This is a genomic window from Mesorhizobium subarcticum (genome assembly GCF_055456085.1).
This window is the reverse complement of sequence record NZ_CM144237.1, coordinates 2,648,144-2,670,433: the sequence shown is the minus strand read 5'-3', so window position 1 is coordinate 2,670,433 and position 22,290 is coordinate 2,648,144. Positions and strand designations below refer to the sequence as shown.

Below are 22,290 nucleotides of genomic sequence, written 5' to 3'. Positions count from 1 at the left end.
ATGCGCATCCTGCTCATAGAAGACGACAAGACGCTTTCCGACGGTATCGCCAAGGCGCTCCGATCGGAGAACTTTGCTGTCGATGTGGCGCGCAACGGCGAAGACGGTATGCATCTTGGTGACACGGAAGCCTATGACGCGGCCGTGCTCGACCTCGGTCTGCCCAAAGTCGACGGAATTAGCGTGCTCACCTCATGGCGCAAGGCGAACCGGACGATGCCGGTCCTGATCCTCACCGCACGCGATGGATGGTCGCAAAAGGTCGAGGGCTTCAAGGCCGGTGCCGACGACTATATGACCAAACCATTCCGGATCGAGGAACTTGTCATTCGGTTGCGAGCCCTTGTGCGGCGCGCGGCAGGCCATGCAGCCCCGCAAATCAGCTGCGGCCCACTCAGCTTTGACGCGCAGCTCGGGACGTTTGAAAAGGACGGGCTGCCGCTCAAGCTCACGGCGCTGGAATGGCGGGTCCTGCAATGTCTCATCCTGCGCAAGGATACGACAATCGATCGGTCCAACCTTGTCGAGCGTGTCTACGAAGGTGATGCCGACGTCGATTCGAACTCAATCGAAGTCATCATTGCCAGGCTTCGCCGAAAGATCGGGCATGACATGATCGCCACGGAGCGTGGCCGAGGCTATCGCCTGGTATCGGCGCCATGAACCCGCTTGGTCGCTTCCGGCGATTGGCACCGAAATCCATTGCGGCGCGGCTGGCGTTGGGATCAGCCGTCCTGGTTGTGGCGGCTCTGATCGCCACGGGCGTCAGCACGGGTATCGTTCTTTCGCGGTTCATCCGCGACCAGATCGACCAGCGCCTCGATACGCAAATCGGTGCCGTAACGAGTGCGCTGGAAAACAAGCCATCATTGCCCGATGTCCTGGCGTTGAACGATCCGCCGCCATTCGACCGGCCCGGTGCCGGCTGGTACTGGACGGCGACGGTCGATAGCCACACCTATCGTTCGGCATCGCTTAATGGCGGTGATATCACCAACCGCGGTTCAGACCACTGGTGGGGTGGATGGCATTACGGGCCGCCGGACGCCAACGAGCGCCCTCGCCCGTTCAACGGGGTCGGCCCACGAGGCGAGCCGCTTTATCTGCGCGTTCAGGTCGTGCCGATGAACGGTACATGGATAACAATTACGGCTTCCGCACCCGCCCATGCGCTGGTGCGGCCACTTCGCGATGCGCTGGCACCCGTCATTTTGACGATGCTGGCCCTGGGGGTGCTGCTCGCGGCTGCAAGCGTTTTGCAGATGCGACTGGGTCTTCGACCCCTCAAGCGCGTGACGAAGGGCCTGGAGGATGTTCGCGCAGGCCGCGCCACCCACATCGAAGGCAACCAACCCAGGGAATTGAGTGGGTTGGTGAATGAGCTGAACTCACTGATCAAGCAAAACGCCGAAGGGATGAGGCGTGCCCGTGGTCACGTCTCGAACCTTGGCCACGCGCTCAACACGCCACTCGCGGCTTTATCGTTGTCTCTCGCCGGCAGCAGGAACGGACGCGATGCCGAGCGTCTGAGGCTTGTTGGCGAGATGCAGGAGCGTATTCGACATCACCTTGGGCGAGCGCGCGCTGCGGCCCTGAATGGACCCGCCCACATCAGCACCGCGATCAGGCCGCGCATTCTGGACTTGAATATTGTTCTGTCAAAAATCAACGCTGAGCGCGGGTTGAGCGTGGCGGTCGATGTGCCCGAGACCCTTGCCGCCGCCTGCGAACCGCAGGATCTGGATGAGATGCTCGGCAACATACTGGACAACGCCTTCAAATGGGCTGCGAGCACAATCTCCATCAGAGGTCGCAATGACGGCACCCAGGTCTCGATAGAAGTCGCCGATGACGGACCTGGCATAAGTGTGGAGAAGATCCAGGACGTTCTGCAGGCCGGCAAGAAGCTCGATGAGAGCGTCGTCGGCCACGGGTTTGGCCTGTCGATCACCAGGGAACTCGCAGAGCTGTACGGCGGAGATCTCAATCTTGGCAAAGCTGCGGTGGGCGGACTGAAGGTCGTCGTTCGACTGCCAAGCGCGGTAGCATCATGAGTAGGCTACCGTCTGGGGCTTTCTCGCCCGCAAGCCTGCCACAAGCTTGTTGAGGCATGGTCTGGCTAAGGAACCCCCGGCAAAAGGCGGACTTTCTTGGCGATTTCTCCACCCAGCGACATCGTGATGGATGTCGCCCGAGCTGCCGATCCGATGGATATCGAGGCTGCCCGTGCCGCGCTGACCAAGCGCGCGAATGGGGCCGCTGGTGGCTTTTCGGTCGACACCGCGGCGTCCGTCGATGCCGGCTCGATCCTGTCGCGCGCCACGGCTGACAAAGCGGCGGCGACAGCCGATCCGGCCAAGAAATTCAAGAAGTTCGAGGCGATGGTCTTGCAGACCTTCATCCAGAACATGCTGCCCAAGGACACCGAAGGCGTCTACGGCACCGGTCTCGCCGGCGACATGTGGAAATCGCAGCTGGCCGAGCGCGTCGCCGACGTCATGGCTGAGCGCGGGGGCATCGGCATCGCCAAATCGATGCTTGCCGACCACTATATGGACGGCAAGCGCAAGGTGCCGATCGGCCCGATTTCAAACGGACTGGAAAAGACCGAGATCGATCAGCAAACCCGTCTGTCCACCTCGCTCGTCCAGGAACTGCAGCGCAAGGCCGCCAGGTCGATGACCGGCGACGAGACAACCATAAAAACAGACATCAAGATCTAAACTGGGAAACGCCATGGCCGACAATTCGGAATTCACACCCAACCTGCCGGCACGCACGACGGAATCGGAAACACCGATCCAGTTCGCGCGGCCGGGCAACCTCGCCGCCATCATCGGCCGCATCGAGGAGGTGGTCGAGGAAGAGACCGCCGGCATCCGCAACGACACCAGCTACGACCTCAAGGCGTCGAACGCCCGCAAGAGCAGGTATCTCTATGAATTGAACCGCGCAATGAAGGGCGGTGCCGAAGCCGAGTTCGTCGAGCAGCACCGCGAAGGCCTGACCCGGCTGCGCCAGAAGCTGGCGAAGAACGAGGCTGCCATCCTGGCGCATCTGAGCGCCGTCAATGAAGTCGCCAATCTGCTGCGCAGCGCCATCCAGCGCGCCGAGACCGACGGCACCTACTCCGCCGGCGAGTTCGGCCGGGCGCAAGGCTAGGCGCAGATGATCCAACGCTCGATATCTCTGTGATCAAGGTCATCGCCATCGCGGTCTGGGTCTGCGCCGCCACGCTGGGCGCGGTCTTCTATTCGTTCCAGGCCGCAGGCGAACGCGGTGTCGGCGAGAAACCCAAGCCGATGCTGGGTGGGCTCGATTACGTCAAGACCGATATCATTTCGGTCCCTCTGATCCGCGACTCCGAGATCAGCGGCTACTTCCTGGCCAAGCTCGTCTACACCGTCGAGCCCGAGCAAATAAAGAAACTGTCGATCCCGGCCGAGGCGCTGATCACCGATCAGGTCTACACCTATCTCTATTCCAATCCCCAGATCGACTTCAGCAAGAAGGGGTCGATCGACCTCGATGCCTTTCGCGCCGCGATCCGCGACACCATCAACACCCGTGTCGGCGCAACCCTTGTGCATGAGGTTCTGGTCGACCAGATCAATTTCCTGAGCAAGGACGAGATCCGCGACAACTGGTTGCGCCGCCGGCAGGATTCCAGCCCGAAGGCGCCCGGGACGCCTGAGACGGCAAAGCCGGTCGGCACGCATTGAACCACATCGCACTGGCCCTGCAGCGGTAATCCCCGCAGGTCGCCCCATGCGACGATAGGAACCAGCTTCCAGGATTTGCGTTGACGTAAACGTCAACCCAAAGCTATATGCGGCAGCGACTTTGATCGCCATGCGGCATGGGCTTCGACAGCATCGAAGCGCCGTAGCGCGTCAGATATAATAGACCAGAAGATGCAACAAACCAGGAGAACAGCGTGAGCGTTCAGGAGATTGCCGAGAAGATCAAGTCGCGCGTGGCCAGCAGCGGGTTCGATCGTTCCGTGAAATTCGACACCGGCAGCGACGGCGTCATCGTCATCGACGGCGCAACCGTCTCGACATCAGACGCCCCCACCGACTGCACCATCAAGCTTTCGCTCGACGATCTCGATTCGCTGATCGCCGGCGACCTGAACCCGACCATGGCGTTCATGACCGGCAAGATCAAAGTCGAAGGCGACATGACGGTTGCCATGGCGCTCAGCCAGTTGATCGGCTGAGCAGCCCGCCCGGATGTTACAAAAAACGCCGCCTTTTCGGGGCGGCGTTTTCATTTGAACGGCAATAGGGGTTTCAGGCGGCCAGCGTACGCGCCTGTGTCTTCAGCTTGCGGCCTGAAGCCTTCAACGTGCCGTGCACGCCATCAAGCGAGCCGTCCACCAGTTCCAGCGCCAGCAGGCGGTGCCGCTCATATGGCCCCGGCATGGCCAGCGAACCGGTCCTGGCGGCCGAGAAGCCGAAGCGGCCGTAATAGGGCGCATCGCCAACCAGCAGGATGGCCGCGTGACCGAGACGCGCGGCTTCCGAGATGGCGTGGCGCATCAGCGCCGAGCCGATGCCTGCATTCTTGAGCGACGGATCGACGGCAAGCGGGCCAAGCAGCAGCGCTGCCGGGCCGCCCTCGCCCAGCCTGACATCCCAGAGCCGCACCGTGCCGGCCACGCCACCCGATGCATCGCGCGCGACAAAGGCCAGGCCTTCCGAAGGCCGCCGGCCACGCCGCAGCTTCTCCGACGATTTGGTCTTGCGCTTCGGCCCCATGGCACGATCGAGCAAGGCTTCGCGCGCCGTGACGTCGGCAACGGTTTCGGCGACCATCATGAAGGCCGGCGCCTGAGCTACGATTTCAACTGACATTTCCATTTCCGCGATCCTTCACGAGCGGAGCTTGTTCCACAGGCGAGCCCAAGTGGGCGACTGACGCCCACCTGGGATGATCTGATCGGTTCTTTCGAACCGTCAGATCACGTAGGATCGGAGAGGCTCGAAGCCGTTGAACGCGACCGCCGAGTAGGTGGTCGTGTAGGCGCCGGTGCCTTCGATCAGCACCTCGTCGCCGATGGTCAGCGACAAGGGCAGCGGATATGGCGTCTTCTCGTACATCACATCGGCCGAATCGCAGGTCGGGCCGGCGAGCACGCAAGGCGCGGTCTCTGTGCCGTCATGGCGGGTGACAAGCGGATAGCGGATCGCCTCGTCCATCGTCTCGGCCAGGCCGCCGAACTTGCCGATGTCGAGGAACACCCAGCGCACATTGTCGTTGGCGGCCTTCTTCGAGATCAGGACGACTTCCGACTTGATGACGCCGGCATTGCCGACCATGCCACGACCCGGCTCGATGATGGTTTCCGGAATGGCATTGCCGAAATGCTTGCGCAGCGCCGAGAAGATCGCCTGTCCATAGGCCTGGGCCGCCGGCACGTCACGCAGATAGCGCGTCGGGAAACCGCCGCCCATGTTGACCATCTTCAAGACGATGCCTTCCTCGGCCAGCGTCGAAAACACCTTCTTGGCGTCGGCCAGCGCACGGTCCCAGGCGGTCAGGTCGGTCTGCTGCGAGCCGACATGGAACGACACGCCATAGGCGTCGAGGCCGAGGCCTTTGGCATGGCGCAGCACGTCGACAGCCATGTCAGGCACGCAGCCAAACTTGCGCGACAGCGGCCATTCGGCACCTTCGCCGTCGGTCAGCACGCGGCAGAACACGCGCGCGCCGGGAGCAACGCGGGCGATCTTCTCGACCTCCTCGACACAATCGACCGCGAACAGCCGGATGCCGAGCTGGTAGGCGCGTGCAATGTCACGCTCCTTCTTGATGGTGTTGCCGAAGGAGATGCGGTCCGCCGGCGCACCGGCGTCCATCGCCATCTCAACTTCGGCAACGGAAGCGGTGTCGAAGGACGAGCCCATCGCAGCAAGCAGGCGCAGGATTTCCGGCGCCGGGTTTGCTTTCACCGCATAGTAGATCTTGGAATCGGGCAACGCCTTCTCGAAGGCGCGGAAATTGTCGCGCACGACATCGAGGTCGACGACCAGGCAGGGGCCGGACGGACGTCGGGTGGCGAGGAAGTCGAGGATGCGCTGTGTAGCCATCGGAATTCTCCAACACGCCTTTCGGCGCGCACAAGGGTGCGTACGCGGGCTGTCGGCCTCGCGAACACGCGGTCAAACAAAGGCGGGACGGAAATCCATGGAACCAGCCGGTGGAGACCCCGGAACCATGAAACGCCGTCTCGCGGCGATGAACCTTGGCCTTGCCCGGCTTCGGTTCGCTTTGTCTGCCTTGGCTTGGATTGGGAGAACCCCGTTCCGCACTGCCGGCAATGAAGGTGTGCCTCTTTAGTAACCCCGGTCTTTGGACAACCGGAAGAGAACCAGAAAGGCCCGCACCGTCGTTGCTTCAAGGTGTCCTCGGGCTGGCGGTTGGCCGCTAGACCGACTGGAGGGGTTGGCTCCAGTTACCTTACCGATTTCCCTCACCATTCGAGGATCGGCGGACACCCACAGGCACGTGCGACTTTGGGCAAGCGCGATATATGGCTGGTGGCCGTCACAATCAATAAAAATCGTATCTCCGGTTGTAAAATTTCTGGCATCGAACAATGTAGGCGCAATCGTATCCGGATATCGAACGATGACAGGCACGCACGGCCCCTTCAACGCCTTTCTCGATCTTCGCCAGATGCCGGTGGCCCATGCCGAGCTCGGCCCGCTCGCCGGCCTGCGCCTCGCCGTCAAGGACATCTATGACGTTGCCGGCTACCGCACCGGTTGCGGCAATCCTGTGAAATTCGCCGAAAGCCATGCCGCCTCCCGCACTGCGCCTGCCGTGCAGATGATTCTCGATGCCGGCGCGCGCTTTGTCGGCAAGACACAGACCGACGAGCTTGCCTTCGCGCTGTATGGCCAGAACGCGCATTTTCCGTTTCCGGTGAACCCCGCAGCACCCGACCGCGTCACCGGCGGCTCGTCGTCCGGATCCGCCGCGGCGGTCGCGGGCAGGCTGGCAGACATCGCCACCGGCTCCGACACCGGCGGCTCGATCCGCGCGCCCGCGAGTTTTTGCGGGTTGATTGGCCTGCGCACCACGCATGGCCGCATTTCGCTTGATGGAGCCATGAAGCTGGCACCGAGCTTCGACACGTTCGGCTGGTTCGCCGACGACATCGAGACCTACGAGACCGTCGGCAAGCTGCTGCTTGGCCGCGACCCGCACCAGCACGCCCTCGACCGCCCCCTGTCGATCGCCTGGCTGGACGAGATGGTCGCTCGCCCAGCCCTTGCCGAATATGCCGGGATGAAGGCGCTGGCGGGTAGGGTTTGCGGCGCACTGGCAACACCAACGACACGCTTCAGCTCTACCCCTGATGAACTCTACTGGTGCTTTCGCCGGTTGCAGGCCAGGGAGGCCTGGGGCGTGCATGGCGAATGGATCACCAGTGGCGAGCGCGACCTTGGCCCCGGCGTCGAGGAGCGTTTCGGCTTCGGCCGCGCCGTCGATGACCGCACAGTGCAGGCCGAGAAGGTACGCCGGCTGACCTTTCGGGGCGAACTCGGCGCCCTGCTCGGCAAAGACGGCGTCCTTGTCCTGCCGACGGTGCCGGGCCCGGCGCCCTATGTCGAACTCGACGCCGGAGCAGTTCCAGGCCTATCGCGAGCGGGCCCTGCATCTTTTGTGCCTGGCCGGGCTCTCCGGCTTCCCGCAAATCACCTTGCCCATCGGTTCGGTCGCCGGCGCACCGTTCGGCCTGTCGCTGCTTGGCCCTTCCGGCAGCGACATCGCCCTGATACGGCTCGGCCGAAAACTTCTCGACGCAGCAAAGGCCTGACCATGGACACACTGACCCGCATGCGCGCCTTCATCGACGTCGTCGAGGCCGAGGGCTTTTCGGCGGCGGCGCGCAAGATCGGCCGCTCCAAGGCGCTGCTGTCAAAGTATGTGCGCGAACTGGAGGACGAGCTCGGCGCGCTGCTGCTCAACCGAACCACGCGCCAGTTCTCGATGACCGAGGCCGGCCACACCTATTACCGGCGCGCCTCGGAAATCGTGCGCGAGGTCGACAGCCTGGCTGATGCCGTGCGCGAATCCTCCGGCGACGTGCGCGGCCGGATCAAGCTGTCGGCGCCGCGCACCTTCGCCGACGCGCCGATCGGCCAATCGCTGATCGACTTCGCCAAGCAATATCCAGACATCGTGCTCGACATCCAGCTCGACGACCGCTTCGTCGACCTGGTCGAGGAAGGCTTCGACCTCGCCGTGCGTATCTCGCGACTGGAGAATTCGTCGCTGATCGCCAGGCGGCTGGCGCCATTCTCGATCAAGCTTTGCGCTTCTCCCGAACTGATCGCCAAGCACGGCATGCCGACGCGACCGCAGGACCTCGGCCACATGCCCTGCATCGTCGACACCAATGGCCGCGGGCTGAACAACTGGGCATTCAAGGGCGACAACAACGATCAGTTAAGCGTCGCCGTGTCGGGTCCGATCGAGGTCAACAGCCCGATGGCGGCGCGCGCTGCCGCCGTCTCGGGACTCGGATTTTGCATCCTGCCGGACTTCATCGCCTCGCCCGATCTCAAGAGCGGTGCGCTGGTGACGGCGCTCGACGACCGCATCCTGTCCGGCGGCGGCATCTTCGCCGTCTACCCGCACCGCCGCTATCTGCCGGCCAAGGTCCGTGTTTTCGTCGACTTCCTGGTGCAGTGGTTCAGGACGCGCGAGGTCGCTTGACCTATTCCAACCATCAAAGCGCGACGCGCTTTGAGTTTTGTTTGTGCGTGTCGTTATCCCAAAACCGCTGCGCACTTTTGGGCGACAAGCACTGGTCCCAATTTCGCCCCCTTTCTGGTTCCCTTCGGTATCTCTCCGAAGCCCAAGGGAATCGCGACCGGGAATGCACCTGAAACGGCACGCAATCATGCTGGCTTCGGCCCTGGCGGCGGTTTTCGCCGCCACGGGACCGGCTTATGTGCATCCACACGTCTTCGCCGAGGCCCGGCTCGACGTGATCCTGTCCCCGGATCACCAAAGTGTGAAAGCGTTGCGCCATCTCTGGCGCTTCGACGACCTGTTTTCGAGTACGGTGATGATGGAGTTCGACAAGAACTCCGACCTGAAGCTTGACGACAAGGAGCTGAAGGATGTCGCCGACACCGTTCATGCCTCGCTGGCCGAGTTCAACTATTTCCAGCTCGTCACGCAAAACGGCAAGGACGTGACGATGGTGCCGCCTCCACATTTGATGGCCAATTTCGACAACGACCAGCTGATCATCCTGTTCGAGTCCGAACCCAAGGTGCCGATCAAGCTGACGGGCACGATCGACATCGGCGTCTATGACCCGACCTTCTACACGGCGATCGACTTCACCGAGGATTCCAACATCACGGTCGAAGGCCTGCCGTCGAATTGCACCAGCAAGGTGATCCGGCCGGATCCGGATGAAGCCATCAAGGAAAACCAGAAGACCCTGACGGACGCCTTCTTCAATGACCCGACAGGCACCGACATGAGCAAGATCTTTGCCACCAAGCTCGAACTGACCTGTCAGCCAGAAGGATGACCCCGGTGACGAAACCGTCCCTGCGTTTGGCATTCGGCCTGTTGGCCCTCGCCTTTGTCACGATGCATTTCGCCAATGCCGCGCACGCCCAGAGTTCGCTCGGCATCGGCGTCAATGACGGCATGGCGCCGACCACCGGTCCGTTCGCCCACATCCTGATGTGGATCAACCTGCGGCAGCAGGAATTCTACCGCGCTCTTGCCGGCGCGATGAAGGCGATGCGCCAGGACGGCAGCAAGATCTGGATCCTCATCGGCCTATCCTTCGCCTATGGCATTTTTCATGCCGCCGGCCCCGGCCACGGCAAGGCCGTGATCTCGTCCTACATGGTCGCCAATGAAGTGGCGCTGCGGCGCGGCATCCTGTTGTCTTTCGTCTCGGCCCTCCTGCAGGGCCTGACGGCAATCGTGGTCATGCTGCTTGCCTATTTCGTCCTGCGCGGCACCACCATCTCGATGACCGACGCCGCCTGGTTCATGGAGATCATGAGCTTTGCCCTCGTCACCCTGTTCGGCGCCTGGCTGTTGTGGCGCAAGCTCGGCCCGTCCATCCTGCGCCTGTTCGGCAGAGCGCCCGCCTACAGCCTGTCGGCTGCCCATGCGGGTCATTCTCACGCCGGTCACTCCCATACAGGCCATTCGCACGCCGGGCATTCCCACGCCGGCCATTCGCACGCAGCCCACAGCCATTCGGCACATGCCCATTCGCACGCGCTGCAGGTCCATGACGACCACGACCATGTGCATGACCATTGGCACGATGACCACGACCACAGCGCGCATGAACATGATCACGGCGCGCACGAACACGCGCACCATGACCATGCGCATCACGATCATGCCGATGGCGAGGTCTGCGAAACCTGCGGCCATTCGCACGCGCCCGATCCGGCGCTGCTGTCGGGCGATCGCTTCGACTGGCGCACCGCCTGGTCGGCGGTGGCCGCCGTCGGCATACGCCCCTGCTCCGGCGCGCTGATCGTGCTCAGCTTCGCGCTGCTCAACGGGCTCTGGCTCGGCGGCCTGCTGTCGGTGCTGGCGATGTCGCTGGGAACCGCCATCACCGTCTCGGCGCTGGCGACGCTCGCGGTGACCGCCAAGAACTGGGCGGTGTATTTCGCCGGCGACGGCCGCATGGGCAACCGCATCCATTCGATCGTCGAGATCGGTGGCGCCGCTTTCGTGTTCCTGTTCGGATTGCTGCTGCTGTCGGCGAGCCTGGCCGGCGCCTGAGTGGCGTCAAGTGTCTGGGCTCTAAGATTTAGCTCCTGATTTCTGTCAGGCTCTTCGACTTGCCGTTTCCCGAATAGCGAAGAGGCTATTTTAACGAGTTACCGTCTTTCGTGTGAGCGTGTCAGGCTCGTGCGGGTATCTCGCGATGAACAAAGACTTCAGGACGTTTTTGTTGCGTATGGCGCTCGGCATCCCCGCCGTCATTGCAGGAGTTGTATTCCGCCCATTTTGGCTATCTGATTGGGGAATGCCCACTTTTATTTTTTTGGCATGGCTCGCAACGTCAATAGCGATAATTTGGGCGGGAAAAGGAACCCGACATTCGTTCCTTATGGGGATCATTGTAGGAGGCAGTTTTGCACTGGCTCTTGTTGCAGTAGCTCTTACCCACAGCGTTCTTGTCGGAATAGCGTTATTGCTGGCTTTGCTTTACGTGGGAGCAAAGACGAGATTCTTCGCGCGGTGGGGTGAACAAGAAAATTCTCGTCCGGAAGAGTAGCCGCAGCAGCAGATTTCAGACGCTATGCTTGCCGCCCAGCTCATCCTCGATATGGGCGCGGATGATCTCGTCAAAGCTCTTCTCGGCGCTGAAGCCGAGTTCCCTTGAACGCCTCGCCTCGAAGCGGGTCGGCCAACCCTTGACGATCGCCCAGATCGTCTCGTCGGGCACCTCGCGGATCAGGCCTACCGTCTTCGACCCGGCGATGCGCTCCAGCGCCTCGATCTGCTCGCCGACGGTGACGGCGACACCCGGCATCGTCAGATTGCGGCGCGGCCCAACGGTGGCGCCATCGATCCCGGCTGCATGGGTCAGGAAATTCACCGCCGAACGCGGGCTGGCATGGGTGTGCACGACCGAGCGCGGCACCGGCAGGATCGCCTCGTGGCCGCTCAACGGCTCGCGGATGATGCCGGAGAAGAAGCCGGAGGCCGCCTTGTTCGGCTTGCCTGGCCGCACGCAGATGGTCGGCAGCCGGATGCCGATGCCATCGAAGAAGCCGCGCCTGGAATAGTCGGCGAGCAGCGCCTCGCTCATCTGCTTCTGCGTGCCGTAGGAGGTCAGCGGCGTCGGGTGGAATTCATCCGGGATGACATCCGGGAACGGCGCGCCAAACACCGCGATCGATGAGGTGAAGACCACGCGCGGCGCAAAGCCAGCCAGGCGGATGGCATCGAACAGGGCGCGGGTGCCGTCGAGATTGACGCGGTAGCCGAGGTCGAAATTGGCCTCCGCCTCGCCCGACACGATGCCGGCGAGATGAAAGACGACATCGGGGCGCGACGCGACCAGGCTTTCAGCCGCACCGGCCTCGGCGAGGTCACCGGTATGGGTGCTGATGCTGACGCCGTCCATGGCCGGCGCCGGCGGCGGCACGATGTCATGCAGATCGAGCGCGGTGATCTTCTCCCCACGCAGCGTGCCGTCCTTGGCCAGCCGGGCGATGAGCTTGCGGCCGACCATGCCTGCGGCGCCGGTGATCAGAATGCGCATGTCAAAAATCCCTTATTTGCCCTGATTTTTGCGCTGGGTGCGCGCACGCAGCCAGAACACGAGGAAAAACGCCAGCACGAAGACGATGCCGAAGATGCCCGCCAGCACGGTCGAAAAACTGCCGAGTGCCAGCATCACCGTCGGCAGGTAGAAGGCGGCAATGCCGAACAGCAGCATGATCCAGACCGCCGCGATGGCCGCATTGCGCGTGTCACGGTCCATCATGCCGCACCGGGGCGGCGGTCGTTCATTGGGCTGGGTTTCAAAGCTGGAGAACTCCTGAGGCAGGTCCGATCAATGGTCATCAATCGGGCCTAGTGATGGTGGCCGTGATGCGTAGCCGCATCATGCTCATGCTCGTGATCATGGTCGTCGTCACCGTCATCGGCGCACTGGCCGAATTCCGGTTCCACGGTGGCATGGCTGATGCCGTGCTCGCTGGCAAGCCGCTTCTTGATGACGCTGACCGCCCGGTGTGCATCGACGCCCTCGTCGAGGCAGGCATGCAGCGTCGCCATGTTGCTTGACCCATCGAGCGACCAGACATGCATATGGTGTATCTCGCGCACGCCGGGAACCGTCGTTTCCAGGTCCTTGGCTACCAGGTCCCGATCGAGGCTTGGCGGCACGCCTTCGAGCAGGACATGGGCCGCTGCGCGCATCAGCGACCAGGCCGTCGACAGGATCAGCAGCGAGACCAGCACCGACAGGATCGGGTCGATCGGCGTCCAGCCGGTCGCCAGGATCACCAGTGCCGCCACGATCGCCGCGACCGAGCCGAGCAGGTCGCCAAGCACATGCAGGATGGCGCCGCGCATGTTCAGGCTTTCGCGGTCGCCGCCATGCAGCACCAGGAAGGAGCCGATATTGACCAGCAGACCGAGCACCGCCACCACCAGCATCGGTCCGCCCAGCACCGGTGCCGGCGTGAGCAGGCGATCCCACGCCTCGTAGACGATCCACAGTGCGATGACGAAGATGGCGATACCGTTGGTGTAGGCCACCAGCGTCTTGACCCGGCCAAAGCCGTAGGTGAGCTTGCCGGTCGCCGGCCGTCCCGCAAGATGGAAAGCGTACCAGGCAAGGCCGAGCGCAATCGCATCGGCCAGCATGTGGCCGGCATCGGCCAGCAGCGCCAGCGACCCGGTGAAGAGACCGCCCAACGCTTCCGCCACCATGAACCCTGCTGTCAGGCAGGCCGCGATCAGCACGCGCTTCTTGTCGGTCGAGCCATGCACATGGCCGGGACCGCCATGGTCATGCCCGCTATGATCGTGGGTGTCCGCCAATGGCAACTCCTGTCATGCGCCCAAGCCGGACTTAAGCTCCGAATTCCGCGCGAAAATCCTCGAGCCGTCGCTTCTGCTGGCCTTCGCCATCGAAATTGGCCGGATCGAGCCACGCCTCATAGGCCTGGCGCAGAGCCGGCCATTCCTTGTCGATGACCGAATACCATGCGGTGTCGCGGTTTTCACCCTTGACGATGAGGTGCTGGCGGAAAATGCCCTCGAACTTGAAACCGAACCGTTCCGCCGCCCGCTTCGACGGCTCGTTGCGGTTGTTGCACTTCCATTCGTAGCGACGGTAACCGAGCTCGTCGAAAATGTATTTCATGAACAGGAACTGCGCTTCGGTCGCTGCCGGTTTGCGCGAGATCAGCGGCCCCCAATAGATATTGCCGATCTCGATGACGCCGTAGGCGGGATCGGTGCGCATCAGCGTCTGGCGCCCGGCTACCTTGCCGCTGGCCTTGTCGATGATGGCGAAGAACAGCGGATCCTCGCTGGCCTCGACCTTGTCCAGCCATGGTTGGAAGGCGGCACGGGTTTCCGGCGGATAGTCTGGCAGCCAGGCGAAGCGGCCGTCGACATCGGACACTGAAGACGCTTCATAGAGGCCATCGCCGTGCTTTGTGGCGCTCAGCGGCTCAAGCCCGACATATCGGCCGTCGATCGCCTTGCGCTCAGGTCGCGGGCGCGGTTGCCAATCCTTGAGATTTTCGGACACCAAAAACTCCAATCCGTTTGACTTTTTCCTGATGAGGCTCACAAAAACGCAACCTCACAGTAAGAACCACATGGACGGGAAAAATGCTCCACACGATTTCGGCCTTCGATCGTCTCGGCGAGGAAAATGCGTTCGCGGTGCTGGCGCGGGCGACCGCACTTGCGAGCCAGGGCCGCGACATCGTCAATCTCGGCATCGGCCAGCCCGACTTCAAGACGCCGCAGCACATCGTCGAGGCCGCGATCAAGGCACTGCGTGACGGCCACCACGGCTACACGCCGGCCAACGGCCTTCTGGCGACGCGCGAGGCGGTGGTGCGCCGCACGCTGACGACCACCGGCGTCGAAGTCTCACCCGAGACGGTGATGATCCTGCCCGGCGGCAAGCCGACCATGTTTGCCGCCATCCTGATGTTCGGCGAACCCGGCGCCGAGATCCTCTATCCCGACCCCGGCTTTCCCATCTACCGTTCGATGATCGAATTCACCGGTGCGGCACCCATTCCCGTACCGATGCGCGAGGAAAACGGCTTTGCCTTCTCGGCCGAGGAGACGCTGGCGCTGATCACCTCGAAGACCAGGCTCCTGATCCTCAACTCGCCGGCCAATCCAACCGGCGGCGTGACGCCCCGCGCCGAGATCGAAAAGCTGGTCAAGGGGCTGGAGAAGCACCCTGATGTCGCCATCCTGTCCGACGAGATCTACGACGTCATGACCTATGACGGCGAGAAGCATTGCTCGCTGCTTGCCTACCCCGAAATCCGCGACCGGCTGATCGTGCTCAACGGCTGGTCGAAGACCTGGGCGATGACCGGCTGGCGCATGGGCTGGTCGATCTGGCCGAATGGCGACAAGGGCGCCCATCTCTACGACAAGGTGCGCAAGCTGGCGGTCAATTGCTGGTCCTGCGTCAACGCGCCGAGCCAGTTCGCCGGCATCGCCGCGATCGACGGCCCGCAGGACGACGTCGACACAATGATGCGCGCCTTCGACAACCGCCGGAAGATCGTCGTCGAAGGCCTGAACGCCTTGCCCAACATTTCCTGCATCACGCCCAAGGGCGCGTTCTATGCCTTCCCCAATGTTTCGAAGACCGGCTGGAAGGCCAAGAAACTCGCCTCCGCTTTGCTCGACGAGGCCGGCGTGGCGCTGATCGGCGGCCCCGATTTCGGCATTCTCGGCGAAGGCTACATCAGGCTCTCCTACGCCAACTCCGAAGAGAACATCTTGCGCGCGCTGGAACGGATCGGAGCATTCCTGGCGAAGTGAGGCTTCAAAGCGGCCTGTTGCCATCTTCCGGATTTGCGGCTGGCTGCCATGGCGGTGTCATGAGCCGTCCGGATGCGCTTGGCCAAGACTGGGCCTGCACGTCGAGAACGGCTACGGTCCTCGAATAAGGATCGAATTAGGGTGCCCCGGATGTTCTATGCAATCCTTGCCTATCACGTGGAAGATGCGATCAAGGCTCTGACGCCGCAGGAAGATGAAGCACTGATGGCCGAGTTGCTGAAGATCAACATCCGGCTTCATGAGGAAGGCGCGCTTGGACCGTCCGCGCGTCTTGGGGCGACACAGGATGCCTTCACCTTGCGCGGCCCTGGCGACGGCGTGATCATCGACGGTCCTTTCGCCGAAACCAAGGAACAGTTGCTCGGCCTCTACGTCGTCGACTGCGTCACGCGAGACGCGGCAATCGCGATCGCCCGCGACCTTCGCCGCGTCAATCCGACCGCCGTTTACGAGATCAGGCCCATTCTGCTGTTCAAGCCCGGCGTTCCGCTAGCAGGCAAATAGACCGGGGGGAAAGCCCTGTCAGTGCCCGCCGTTCACCCACGCCCGACAAACGGCATCTTGGTCGCCATCACGGTCATGAACAGCACGTTGGCGTCGAGCGGCAGGCTGGCCATGTGGACGACGGCATCGGCAACGCGCTGGACGTCCATCACCGCTTCGGCTGATATCGAGCCGTTGGCCTGCGGCACGCCGACGGTCATTGGCTGCGCCATGTCGGTCAGCGCGTTGCCGATGTCGATCTGGCCGCAGGCGATGTCATAGGGACGGCCGTCGAGCGACAGCGTCTTGGTCAGCCCCGTAATGGCATGCTTGGTCGCCGTATAGGGCACCGAGCCGGGGCGCGGCGCATAGGCCGACACCGAGCCATTGTTGATGATGCGGCCGCCCATCGGCCGCTGCTTGCGCATCGCGCCGAAGGCGGCACGCGCGCACAGGAACGAACCGGTGAGATTGACGCCGACAATATCGTTCCAGACCTCGACCGGAATCTCGTCGATCGGCGTCGACTTGTAGCCCATGCCGGCATTGTTGAAGAGCAGGTCGACGCGGCCGAAAGCGGCCAGCACTGTCTCGAACAGGTCATCGACCTCGCCGGCCTTGCTGATGTCGCAGGCAACGGCCAATGCCCTGGCCTCGGTCGGCCCGGCCTCGGCGATGGCCGCATCGAGCACCGGCTTGCGGCGGCCGCAGAACACGGTGTTCCAGCCGGCCTTAAGCAGCGCCCTGGCGACGCTCTTGCCGATACCCGTGCCGGCGCCCGTGACGATAGCGGTTTTATGCTCGGTCATATCTATCCTCCGGCAGCGCCGTGCGTGCCTGACTTATTTCTGGGGATTTGGCTCGGGAAGAAGGCATCGCAAATGACGGCGGCGATGGCAAGCGCGCGCGTTGGGCCGTGATCCCGAAAAGCTGGATGAGTTTTGGGGAGCCCTCGTAGGGGCCGACAAAAAGGGCGGTCATTGGCGACCGCCCTGATCTGAACCGGGCTTGGGAGGAGGAAAGCCGATCCGACTGTGTAGAATCATGCGCTTCCTGAGTTAACGCGGGGTTAACGCGGGGAAAGGCTGGCTGTGCCGTTTTGGCCTACCAGCGCGGATTGGGCGAAGTACCCGTTGTTGTTGCGGGAACCTTGGCCGCCGAGACCGTCGCCTCGACATGGTCGACCAATGCGTCCGGCAGGCCAAGCCGGCCGGCGAGCAGGTCGAGATAGCCACGCTCGGCGCGCGTGTCGGGATCGATGGTGAGGCGCGACGCCGTATAAAGTTCGAGCTTCTGCGCGTCGGTGTGCGCACCCGCCACCAGGGTGTCGAGGTCGAGCGGGCTTTCCAGCTCCGCCATCAGGAATTTCTCGGCATCGGTGCCGATCCCCGCAAGGCTGAGCTTGCCGGCGATCTTCTTGCGTTCCTCGTCGTCGACATGGCCGTCGGCCTTGGCCGCCGAGATCATCGCGCGCACCAGGGTCAGTGTGAATTCGTCCTCGCCTTGCGGCGCCTGCGACGGGTGGAAGGCGGTGTCCTTGGGCGGCGGCAGCAATTCGGGCTCGCCGGAAGCGGGCGCCTGCTCCGGCGCGTTGCCGGCCTTGTAGTTCTGGTAGGCCTTGTAGGCGAGGCCGCCGATCGCGGCCAGGCCACCGAGCTTCACGGCGGCACCGGTCACTTCCCGGCCGGCACCTGTTCCAAGCAGCACTGCCGCAAGCGCACCGGCGGCCAGCGGATTGTCCTTGGCCATCTGCACGGCCTGGCCCGCCTTGTCGCGGACAGTGCCGCTGGTGCCGGGAACTTGCGAACCGAGCAGATCGTCGAGAAGCTTCTTGGGATCGAACATTCAGTGCCTCCAGCATGTGCCCGGCCGAACGGGCAGGTTTCGAACGCCGAAGACGTAGGTCCCAAAACTTGACATTGCAATGACAGGCCCCGCTTTGCCGCGCGCCCTAGCCCTCGATCAGGATCCGATATGCGGCCCCTTGCCTCGCGCCTGCGCGAGCTCCACCTGCCGCTGGCGCTCTGCGTAGCGCTGACGGTCTTCGTCGGTACGGGCTTCAAAACAATGCGGGCAAGCGACGCCGGCGGCATATCTAGGCGACGCCAAATCGCTTGCCGTCAGCGGATGGCGGCAGGCACGACACAGTTCCGCATCGCCCTCGGTGAGGCCGTGTGACACCGAAACCCGCTCGTCGAAGACGAAGCACTCGCCTTGCCACAGGCTCTGTTCGGCTGGCACCTCTTCGAGATATTTGAGGATGCCGCCCTTGAGATGGAACACGTCCTCGAAGCCGAGCGACTTCACATAGGCCGTCGCCTTCTCGCAGCGAATGCCGCCGGTGCAGAACATCGCCACCTTGCGGCCTTCCAGCTCCGCCCGATGCGCTTCCACCCAGGCCGGGAATTCGCGAAAGCTCGCGGTCGCCGGATCGATCGCGCCCTTGAAGGTGCCGATCGAGACCTCGTAGGCATTGCGCGTGTCGATGACGATGGTGTCGGGCTGCGAAATCAGCGCGTTCCAGTCGGCGGGTGCGACATAGGTACCGGCACTCCTCGCCGGATCGATGTCCTCGACGCCCATGGTGACGATCTCGCGCTTCAGCCGCACCTTCATGCGGTGGAACGGCATGTCGGCGGCAACGCTGTACTTGACCTCGAGGCCCGCCAGTCCGTCGATGGCTTCGATGTAGTCGATGAGTTCGGCAATCGCGGCCTCACTGCCGGCGACCGTGCCATTGATGCCTTCATGCGCCAGCAGCAGCGTGCCCTTGATGCCGCGTCCGCAACAGAAGGCAGCAAGCGGCGCGCGCAGTTCGTCAAAGGCATCGAGCCGGGCAAACCGGTAAAGCGCGGCGACGCGGACGGGCTGGAATGGAGCGGACGGTGTCATTGCCAGAGCAACTAGACGCTCGTAAAAGCCGATTCAAGGCAAAACGGGTTTGGCAGCCTACTTCGGCTGATGTCATGGCTCTGACGGGGAACAGCCGGTAAACTGTCCGACGGCGCGTGACATCGCGACGCGACCGGTTTCGTGGACAGGCAAAGACGCGTCTGCTAATCGGTTGAAATCGACTTCGATATGGCTCGATACGGAGAGAGACAGATGCCCAGCAAGACCGAAAAACTCCTGTCGCTCCTCAACGGCCAGCCAGTCATCCCGGTGCTGAAGATTGCCAATGTTGCTGATGCGGTGCCGCTGGCCCGTGCCTTGGCGCGTGGCGGCCTGCCGGCCATCGAGATCACGCTCCGAACAGCCGATGCGCTGGAAGCGATCCGGCGGGTTGCTGCCGAAGTCGAGGAAGCCATCGTCGGCGCCGGCACCATTCTGGATAGCAAGCAGTTCGACGAGGCGGCCAGCGCCGGTTCGCGCTTCATCGTCAGCCCCGGCATCACGCGCGAACTTCTGGCGGCAGCCGCCGACAGCGAGGTTCCGCTGCTGCCTGGCGCCATCACGCCCGGCGAGATCATGGCCGCGCGCGAGGCCGGCCTGCGCTTCCTGAAGTTCTTCCCGGCCGAACAGTCCGGCGGCATCGCTTCGCTGAAGGCTTTCGCCTCGCCGCTCGCCGACGTGAAATTCTGCCCGACCGGCGGCATCACCGGCAAGAACGCCGCCGATTACCTTAGCCTGCCCAACGTCATCTGCGTCGGCGGCTCCTGGGTTGCGCCCGATGACCTGGTCAAGGCCGGCAAATGGGACGAGATCGAAGCGTTGGCCCGCGCGGCGAGCAAGCTCAAGAAATAGTGTTGCCACGCGCACACAAAAAACCCGGCCAGCTTCCGCCGACCGGGTTTTTCAAAATCGACTTTGACTGATCAGTTGCAGACCTTGACTTCTTTGGTCACCTTGTGATGGTGCTTCCAGGTCGTCACCACCCTGGTGTGGCAGTGCTTCTTCATCATGTGCATATGCCTATGATGATCGGTCTTGACGACAACGGTCTCTGCCTGTGAGGGAGCAATGGCCGCCGAAACGGTTGCCAGCGCAATGACCGATGCCAATAGAATGTTCTTCATGGATATCCCCGGGTTTGAAGGTACGGGGAGAAACTCTTGCAGCAGCAACGAGTTCCACGATCACGGCAATGTCAGGCCGCCGTGATCACAGCGGCGATCACCCTTAACCAGCGCAAAAAAGCCGCGCGGGTTGCCCAGCGCGGCTTCTGCTAAAAACTGGCCTGTCCGTTACTCCGTCTGGAAGCGGGCGACCGACATGAACTTGACGGCGTTGCCGGTGAAGCGGTTGGCGTCGGCCATCTCGTTGCCCGCCTGGAAGCCCGCCGTGTAAACCTCGCTCGGCGCGGTATGCACGATATTATAAGCATAGCCCGGCGCCGTTGTAGGGCTCGCGACGGTGGCAACAGCCTCGCCGCTGGTCAGCGCCCAGCGCGCGGCCTGGGGTGCCGCGGCGACAACCACGGCCCTGGGGCCGGGTTTCTGGTCGCGCGCGGTGGCCCTGGCTTCCTTGCGGGTCGTCTTCACGCCGGCGCCGATCGCGGCGGCCGGATCGGAACCGGCCGGGCGGGCGGCGACGGCCTGGCGGGGCGTTGCGACATCGACATAGGACGGATCGTTGAAGGCCGAGCGCGGTTCTTCGGCCAGCGAGGCAACCTGGTATTCGTCGGCGTTGCCGACTTGGGTCCCGACTTGGGCCTCAACCTGAGCATTGGCCTCGTCGAGCACCGCCTTGACGGCGTCCGGCTTGGCCGGCTCCGGCCGTGCCGAAGGCAGCACCGCGAACGCATCGGTCGCGGTCTTGCCCTGTTCGGCCGTCTCCGCCAGCGCCATCAGCACATCCTTGCTGGGCGGCGGTGCAAGCTCGGCCGGCAGCGTCGGACGCCATGTCGGCAAGGGAATGTTGTTGACGGCGACCTGCGCCGGATCGGCGGCGGCGGTTGCAGCCGCTGTTACCGCGGCAGGATCAGCCTTGCCGAAAGGCATGTTCGCCGGCGCCTGCGCGGTCGCAACGGCCTGTTCGGTCGTGGCCGTCGCATCCGCCGTGGCGAACGGAACATTCTCAGGCTGCTGCGCGCCAACGTCAGCCTTCGGCCGCGGCGCGAAATCGGGCAGCGGAATCTCCTTGGCCGGCAGCGCCGCGATGATCGTCTCCGGCGTATCCTTCTCAGGCTCGGGAGCCTGATCTTCGGCGACCTGTGGAATTTCGGCACGCTGCGCATTCTCGGGCGCGACGATGGCGATGCCCGGCAGGTTGCTGCTCTTGGCCGTCGCTGCCGGCTTCAGGCTCTTGGCCCTGGGCGCGGGGGCTGCCGAAGCGGTCTCGACATCGGCGCTGTCATCGGCCTCGTCGTCGCCACCACCGCCGAAGAAGGCAGAGAGGAACCCGCCCGATTTCTTGCTGCCGCCGCCGACACTGGCCATCTCGACATTCGGCGTGCCCGAGCCCTTGCGCGCCTTGTAGGAAGCCATTGCCTGCTCATAGCCGGGCAGCGGCCGGCCGTCGCTCGGCACATGCAGCGTCTTGCCATTGGGGAACAGGCTGACCAGTTCCTGGCGGCTGATGCCGGGCCAGTGGCGCACATTGCCGACATCCATATGGACGAATGGCGAACCGGAGGTCGGGTAGTAGCCGACGCCACCACCCTGCATCTTGAGGCCGATATTGCGCAGCTTCTTCAGCGGCACGCCGGGAATATAGAAATCCATCGCCTTGCCGAGCATGTGCTGGCTCTTCTCGGCGACACCCCGGCCGCGGCTGCGCAGCATCGAGTTGGTCGACGGCGAGCGGTAACCGCAGACGACCTGGATATAGTCGGTAGCGCCGCTTTCGCGATAGGCTTCCCAGACCAGGTCCAGCAGGCGCGGATCCATCTTGGTCGGCTCGTTGCGGCGCCAGTCGCGCAGGATGATGTTGATCTTGCGCAGGCCCTCGGGATCGTAGCGGCCGTTGCGCTTATAGACGATCTCGGCCTTCTCATGCGTATGCAGGTGATAAAGCTTCAGCGAACGAACTTCGGCCTGCGCGCCGGTGGCGGCCGCGGCGACAAAACCAAAAGCGACGATCAACGCTACCAGCCATCGCGGCCAGACGCTCAAGTGATCGTGACGCCCGTTTGTGAGTCGTTCGATTCTGTTCAAATCAAAAGGCCTTGCAGGCTGCCGTTTGTCCCCGGATTTGCCCAAACGGATGTGTGGTTTTCACATCCGAATATCGATCCTAATGGTTAATCATCGCTTATTGAAGCCGAAATGCGGTAACACCGTG

General features: G+C 63.1%; 24 protein-coding genes and 1 pseudogene. 14 read left to right on the top strand and 11 right to left on the bottom strand.

Translation table 11 applies throughout. The features are described from left to right. The 6 genes from ACZYHG_RS13020 to ACZYHG_RS12995 all read left to right on the top strand — a co-directional run bounded on the left by ACZYHG_RS13020 (position 1) and on the right by ACZYHG_RS12995 (position 4,222). Positions 1-663, top strand: a complete 663-nt coding sequence (locus ACZYHG_RS13020) for a response regulator (protein WP_027060047.1) — start codon at positions 1-3, stop codon at positions 661-663. Next, the gene (locus ACZYHG_RS13015; protein ID WP_464614135.1) at positions 660-2,054 is read left to right on the top strand and encodes an ATP-binding protein; all 1,395 of its coding nucleotides are present in this window, start codon (positions 660-662) and stop codon (positions 2,052-2,054) included. The genes ACZYHG_RS13020 and ACZYHG_RS13015 overlap by 4 nt, the downstream gene beginning before the upstream one ends. A gap of 96 nt (positions 2,055-2,150) precedes the next feature. Further along, a complete protein-coding gene (locus ACZYHG_RS13010; RefSeq protein ID WP_464614134.1) occupies positions 2,151-2,723 on the top strand; it encodes a rod-binding protein in 573 nt (190 codons plus the stop codon). 13 nt (positions 2,724-2,736) lie between these two features. After that, on the top strand, positions 2,737-3,162 hold the full coding sequence (locus tag ACZYHG_RS13005; RefSeq protein WP_027030856.1) for a hypothetical protein: 426 nt from the start codon (positions 2,737-2,739) through the stop codon (positions 3,160-3,162). Between the two features lie 29 nt (positions 3,163-3,191). Then, complete coding sequence (locus ACZYHG_RS13000) at positions 3,192-3,722, top strand: hypothetical protein (RefSeq protein WP_464614133.1); 531 nt, start codon at positions 3,192-3,194, stop codon at positions 3,720-3,722. A 215-nt stretch (positions 3,723-3,937) separates the two neighbouring features. Further along, positions 3,938-4,222: an SCP2 sterol-binding domain-containing protein gene (locus tag ACZYHG_RS12995; RefSeq protein WP_464614132.1), complete on the top strand. Its 285-nt coding sequence runs from the start codon at positions 3,938-3,940 to the stop codon at positions 4,220-4,222. 73 nt (positions 4,223-4,295) lie between these two features. Here ACZYHG_RS12995 and ACZYHG_RS12990 read toward each other — a convergent pair whose 3' ends face one another. Then, positions 4,296-4,865: a GNAT family N-acetyltransferase gene (locus ACZYHG_RS12990; protein WP_464614131.1), complete on the bottom strand. Its 570-nt coding sequence runs from the start codon at positions 4,863-4,865 to the stop codon at positions 4,296-4,298. 96 nt (positions 4,866-4,961) lie between these two features. Beyond that, positions 4,962-6,095 (bottom strand): ornithine/lysine decarboxylase, encoded by a 1,134-nt coding sequence (gene odc2, locus ACZYHG_RS12985; RefSeq protein ID WP_464614130.1) that lies wholly within the window; start codon positions 6,093-6,095, stop codon positions 4,962-4,964. Between the two features lie 541 nt (positions 6,096-6,636). Here odc2 and ACZYHG_RS12980 point away from each other — a divergent pair. The 5 genes and pseudogenes from ACZYHG_RS12980 to ACZYHG_RS12960 all read left to right on the top strand — a co-directional run bounded on the left by ACZYHG_RS12980 (position 6,637) and on the right by ACZYHG_RS12960 (position 11,296). Next, positions 6,637-7,831, top strand: a pseudogene (locus ACZYHG_RS12980) (amidase). A 2-nt stretch (positions 7,832-7,833) separates the two neighbouring features. Further along, positions 7,834-8,733 (top strand): LysR family transcriptional regulator, encoded by a 900-nt coding sequence (locus ACZYHG_RS12975; RefSeq protein WP_027030861.1) that lies wholly within the window; start codon positions 7,834-7,836, stop codon positions 8,731-8,733. Positions 8,734-8,896: 163 nt separating this feature from the next. Beyond that, positions 8,897-9,565 (top strand): DUF1007 family protein, encoded by a 669-nt coding sequence (locus ACZYHG_RS12970; RefSeq protein WP_464614129.1) that lies wholly within the window; start codon positions 8,897-8,899, stop codon positions 9,563-9,565. Next, the gene (locus tag ACZYHG_RS12965; protein WP_464614128.1) at positions 9,562-10,797 is read left to right on the top strand and encodes a nickel/cobalt transporter; all 1,236 of its coding nucleotides are present in this window, start codon (positions 9,562-9,564) and stop codon (positions 10,795-10,797) included. The genes ACZYHG_RS12970 and ACZYHG_RS12965 overlap by 4 nt, the downstream gene beginning before the upstream one ends. A 145-nt stretch (positions 10,798-10,942) precedes the next feature. Then, positions 10,943-11,296 carry a hypothetical protein gene (locus ACZYHG_RS12960; protein WP_464614127.1) on the top strand — a complete coding sequence of 118 codons (354 nt, stop codon included), beginning with the start codon at positions 10,943-10,945 and terminating at the stop codon, positions 11,294-11,296. A gap of 15 nt (positions 11,297-11,311) precedes the next feature. On the opposite strand, the gene denD is transcribed toward ACZYHG_RS12960, so the two are convergent. The 4 genes from denD to ACZYHG_RS12940 all read right to left on the bottom strand — a co-directional run bounded on the left by denD (position 11,312) and on the right by ACZYHG_RS12940 (position 14,296). Then, on the bottom strand, positions 11,312-12,289 hold the full coding sequence (gene denD / locus ACZYHG_RS12955) for a D-erythronate dehydrogenase (protein WP_464614126.1): 978 nt from the start codon (positions 12,287-12,289) through the stop codon (positions 11,312-11,314). Between the two features lie 12 nt (positions 12,290-12,301). Next, positions 12,302-12,514, bottom strand: coding sequence for a hypothetical protein (locus ACZYHG_RS12950; RefSeq protein ID WP_027030865.1), 213 nt, complete (start codon positions 12,512-12,514; stop codon positions 12,302-12,304). A gap of 89 nt (positions 12,515-12,603) precedes the next feature. Further along, the gene (locus tag ACZYHG_RS12945; protein ID WP_464614125.1) at positions 12,604-13,578 is read right to left on the bottom strand and encodes a cation diffusion facilitator family transporter; all 975 of its coding nucleotides are present in this window, start codon (positions 13,576-13,578) and stop codon (positions 12,604-12,606) included. A 31-nt stretch (positions 13,579-13,609) separates the two neighbouring features. After that, complete coding sequence (locus ACZYHG_RS12940) at positions 13,610-14,296, bottom strand: GNAT family N-acetyltransferase (protein WP_464614124.1); 687 nt, start codon at positions 14,294-14,296, stop codon at positions 13,610-13,612. 83 nt (positions 14,297-14,379) lie between these two features. Here ACZYHG_RS12940 and ACZYHG_RS12935 point away from each other — a divergent pair, with 83 nt between their 5' ends. Both ACZYHG_RS12935 and ACZYHG_RS12930 read left to right on the top strand, forming a co-directional pair. Then, positions 14,380-15,564: a pyridoxal phosphate-dependent aminotransferase gene (locus ACZYHG_RS12935; protein ID WP_464614123.1), complete on the top strand. Its 1,185-nt coding sequence runs from the start codon at positions 14,380-14,382 to the stop codon at positions 15,562-15,564. A 150-nt stretch (positions 15,565-15,714) separates the two neighbouring features. Next, a complete protein-coding gene (locus ACZYHG_RS12930) occupies positions 15,715-16,089 on the top strand; it encodes a YciI family protein (RefSeq protein ID WP_464614122.1) in 375 nt (124 codons plus the stop codon). Positions 16,090-16,121: 32 nt separating this feature from the next. Here ACZYHG_RS12930 and ACZYHG_RS12925 read toward each other — a convergent pair whose 3' ends face one another. The 3 genes from ACZYHG_RS12925 to trhO form a co-directional block, all read right to left on the bottom strand. Beyond that, positions 16,122-16,877 (bottom strand): SDR family oxidoreductase, encoded by a 756-nt coding sequence (locus ACZYHG_RS12925; RefSeq protein ID WP_464614121.1) that lies wholly within the window; start codon positions 16,875-16,877, stop codon positions 16,122-16,124. A gap of 295 nt (positions 16,878-17,172) precedes the next feature. Then, positions 17,173-17,913: a tellurite resistance TerB family protein gene (locus ACZYHG_RS12920; RefSeq protein WP_464614120.1), complete on the bottom strand. Its 741-nt coding sequence runs from the start codon at positions 17,911-17,913 to the stop codon at positions 17,173-17,175. Between the two features lie 117 nt (positions 17,914-18,030). Continuing rightward, a complete protein-coding gene (gene trhO, locus ACZYHG_RS12915; RefSeq protein WP_464614119.1) occupies positions 18,031-18,960 on the bottom strand; it encodes an oxygen-dependent tRNA uridine(34) hydroxylase TrhO in 930 nt (309 codons plus the stop codon). 213 nt (positions 18,961-19,173) lie between these two features. On the opposite strand from trhO, the gene ACZYHG_RS12910 reads away from it, so the two are divergent. After that, positions 19,174-19,812 (top strand): 2-dehydro-3-deoxy-phosphogluconate aldolase, encoded by a 639-nt coding sequence (locus tag ACZYHG_RS12910; RefSeq protein ID WP_464614118.1) that lies wholly within the window; start codon positions 19,174-19,176, stop codon positions 19,810-19,812. Positions 19,813-19,883: 71 nt separating this feature from the next. Here the strand turns inward: ACZYHG_RS12910 and ACZYHG_RS12905 are convergent, their stop codons facing one another. Beyond that, positions 19,884-20,084: a hypothetical protein gene (locus ACZYHG_RS12905; RefSeq protein WP_464614117.1), complete on the bottom strand. Its 201-nt coding sequence runs from the start codon at positions 20,082-20,084 to the stop codon at positions 19,884-19,886. 168 nt (positions 20,085-20,252) lie between these two features. Continuing rightward, entirely contained in the window at positions 20,253-22,121 is a 1,869-nt protein-coding gene (locus tag ACZYHG_RS12900) for a peptidoglycan L,D-endopeptidase MepK (RefSeq protein ID WP_464614116.1), read from the bottom strand. Positions 22,122-22,290: the final 169 nt, after the last annotated feature.

Coding starts and splice junctions, on each gene's coding strand:
- ACZYHG_RS13020 (WP_027060047.1), top strand. CDS start 1: ATGCGCATCCTGCTCATAGAAGACGACAAGACGCTTTCCGACGGTATC.
- ACZYHG_RS13015 (WP_464614135.1), top strand. CDS start 660: ATGAACCCGCTTGGTCGCTTCCGGCGATTGGCACCGAAATCCATTGCG.
- ACZYHG_RS13005 (WP_027030856.1), top strand. CDS start 2,737: ATGGCCGACAATTCGGAATTCACACCCAACCTGCCGGCACGCACGACG.
- ACZYHG_RS12990 (WP_464614131.1), bottom strand. CDS start 4,865: ATGGAAATGTCAGTTGAAATCGTAGCTCAGGCGCCGGCCTTCATGATG.
- odc2 (WP_464614130.1), bottom strand. CDS start 6,095: ATGGCTACACAGCGCATCCTCGACTTCCTCGCCACCCGACGTCCGTCC.
- ACZYHG_RS12975 (WP_027030861.1), top strand. CDS start 7,834: ATGGACACACTGACCCGCATGCGCGCCTTCATCGACGTCGTCGAGGCC.
- ACZYHG_RS12970 (WP_464614129.1), top strand. CDS start 8,897: ATGCACCTGAAACGGCACGCAATCATGCTGGCTTCGGCCCTGGCGGCG.
- ACZYHG_RS12965 (WP_464614128.1), top strand. CDS start 9,562: ATGACCCCGGTGACGAAACCGTCCCTGCGTTTGGCATTCGGCCTGTTG.
- ACZYHG_RS12960 (WP_464614127.1), top strand. CDS start 10,943: ATGAACAAAGACTTCAGGACGTTTTTGTTGCGTATGGCGCTCGGCATC.
- denD (WP_464614126.1), bottom strand. CDS start 12,289: ATGCGCATTCTGATCACCGGCGCCGCAGGCATGGTCGGCCGCAAGCTC.
- ACZYHG_RS12950 (WP_027030865.1), bottom strand. CDS start 12,514: ATGATGGACCGTGACACGCGCAATGCGGCCATCGCGGCGGTCTGGATC.
- ACZYHG_RS12935 (WP_464614123.1), top strand. CDS start 14,380: ATGCTCCACACGATTTCGGCCTTCGATCGTCTCGGCGAGGAAAATGCG.
- ACZYHG_RS12930 (WP_464614122.1), top strand. CDS start 15,715: ATGTTCTATGCAATCCTTGCCTATCACGTGGAAGATGCGATCAAGGCT.
- ACZYHG_RS12925 (WP_464614121.1), bottom strand. CDS start 16,877: ATGACCGAGCATAAAACCGCTATCGTCACGGGCGCCGGCACGGGTATC.
- ACZYHG_RS12920 (WP_464614120.1), bottom strand. CDS start 17,913: ATGTTCGATCCCAAGAAGCTTCTCGACGATCTGCTCGGTTCGCAAGTT.
- trhO (WP_464614119.1), bottom strand. CDS start 18,960: ATGACACCGTCCGCTCCATTCCAGCCCGTCCGCGTCGCCGCGCTTTAC.
- ACZYHG_RS12910 (WP_464614118.1), top strand. CDS start 19,174: ATGCCCAGCAAGACCGAAAAACTCCTGTCGCTCCTCAACGGCCAGCCA.
- ACZYHG_RS12905 (WP_464614117.1), bottom strand. CDS start 20,084: ATGAAGAACATTCTATTGGCATCGGTCATTGCGCTGGCAACCGTTTCG.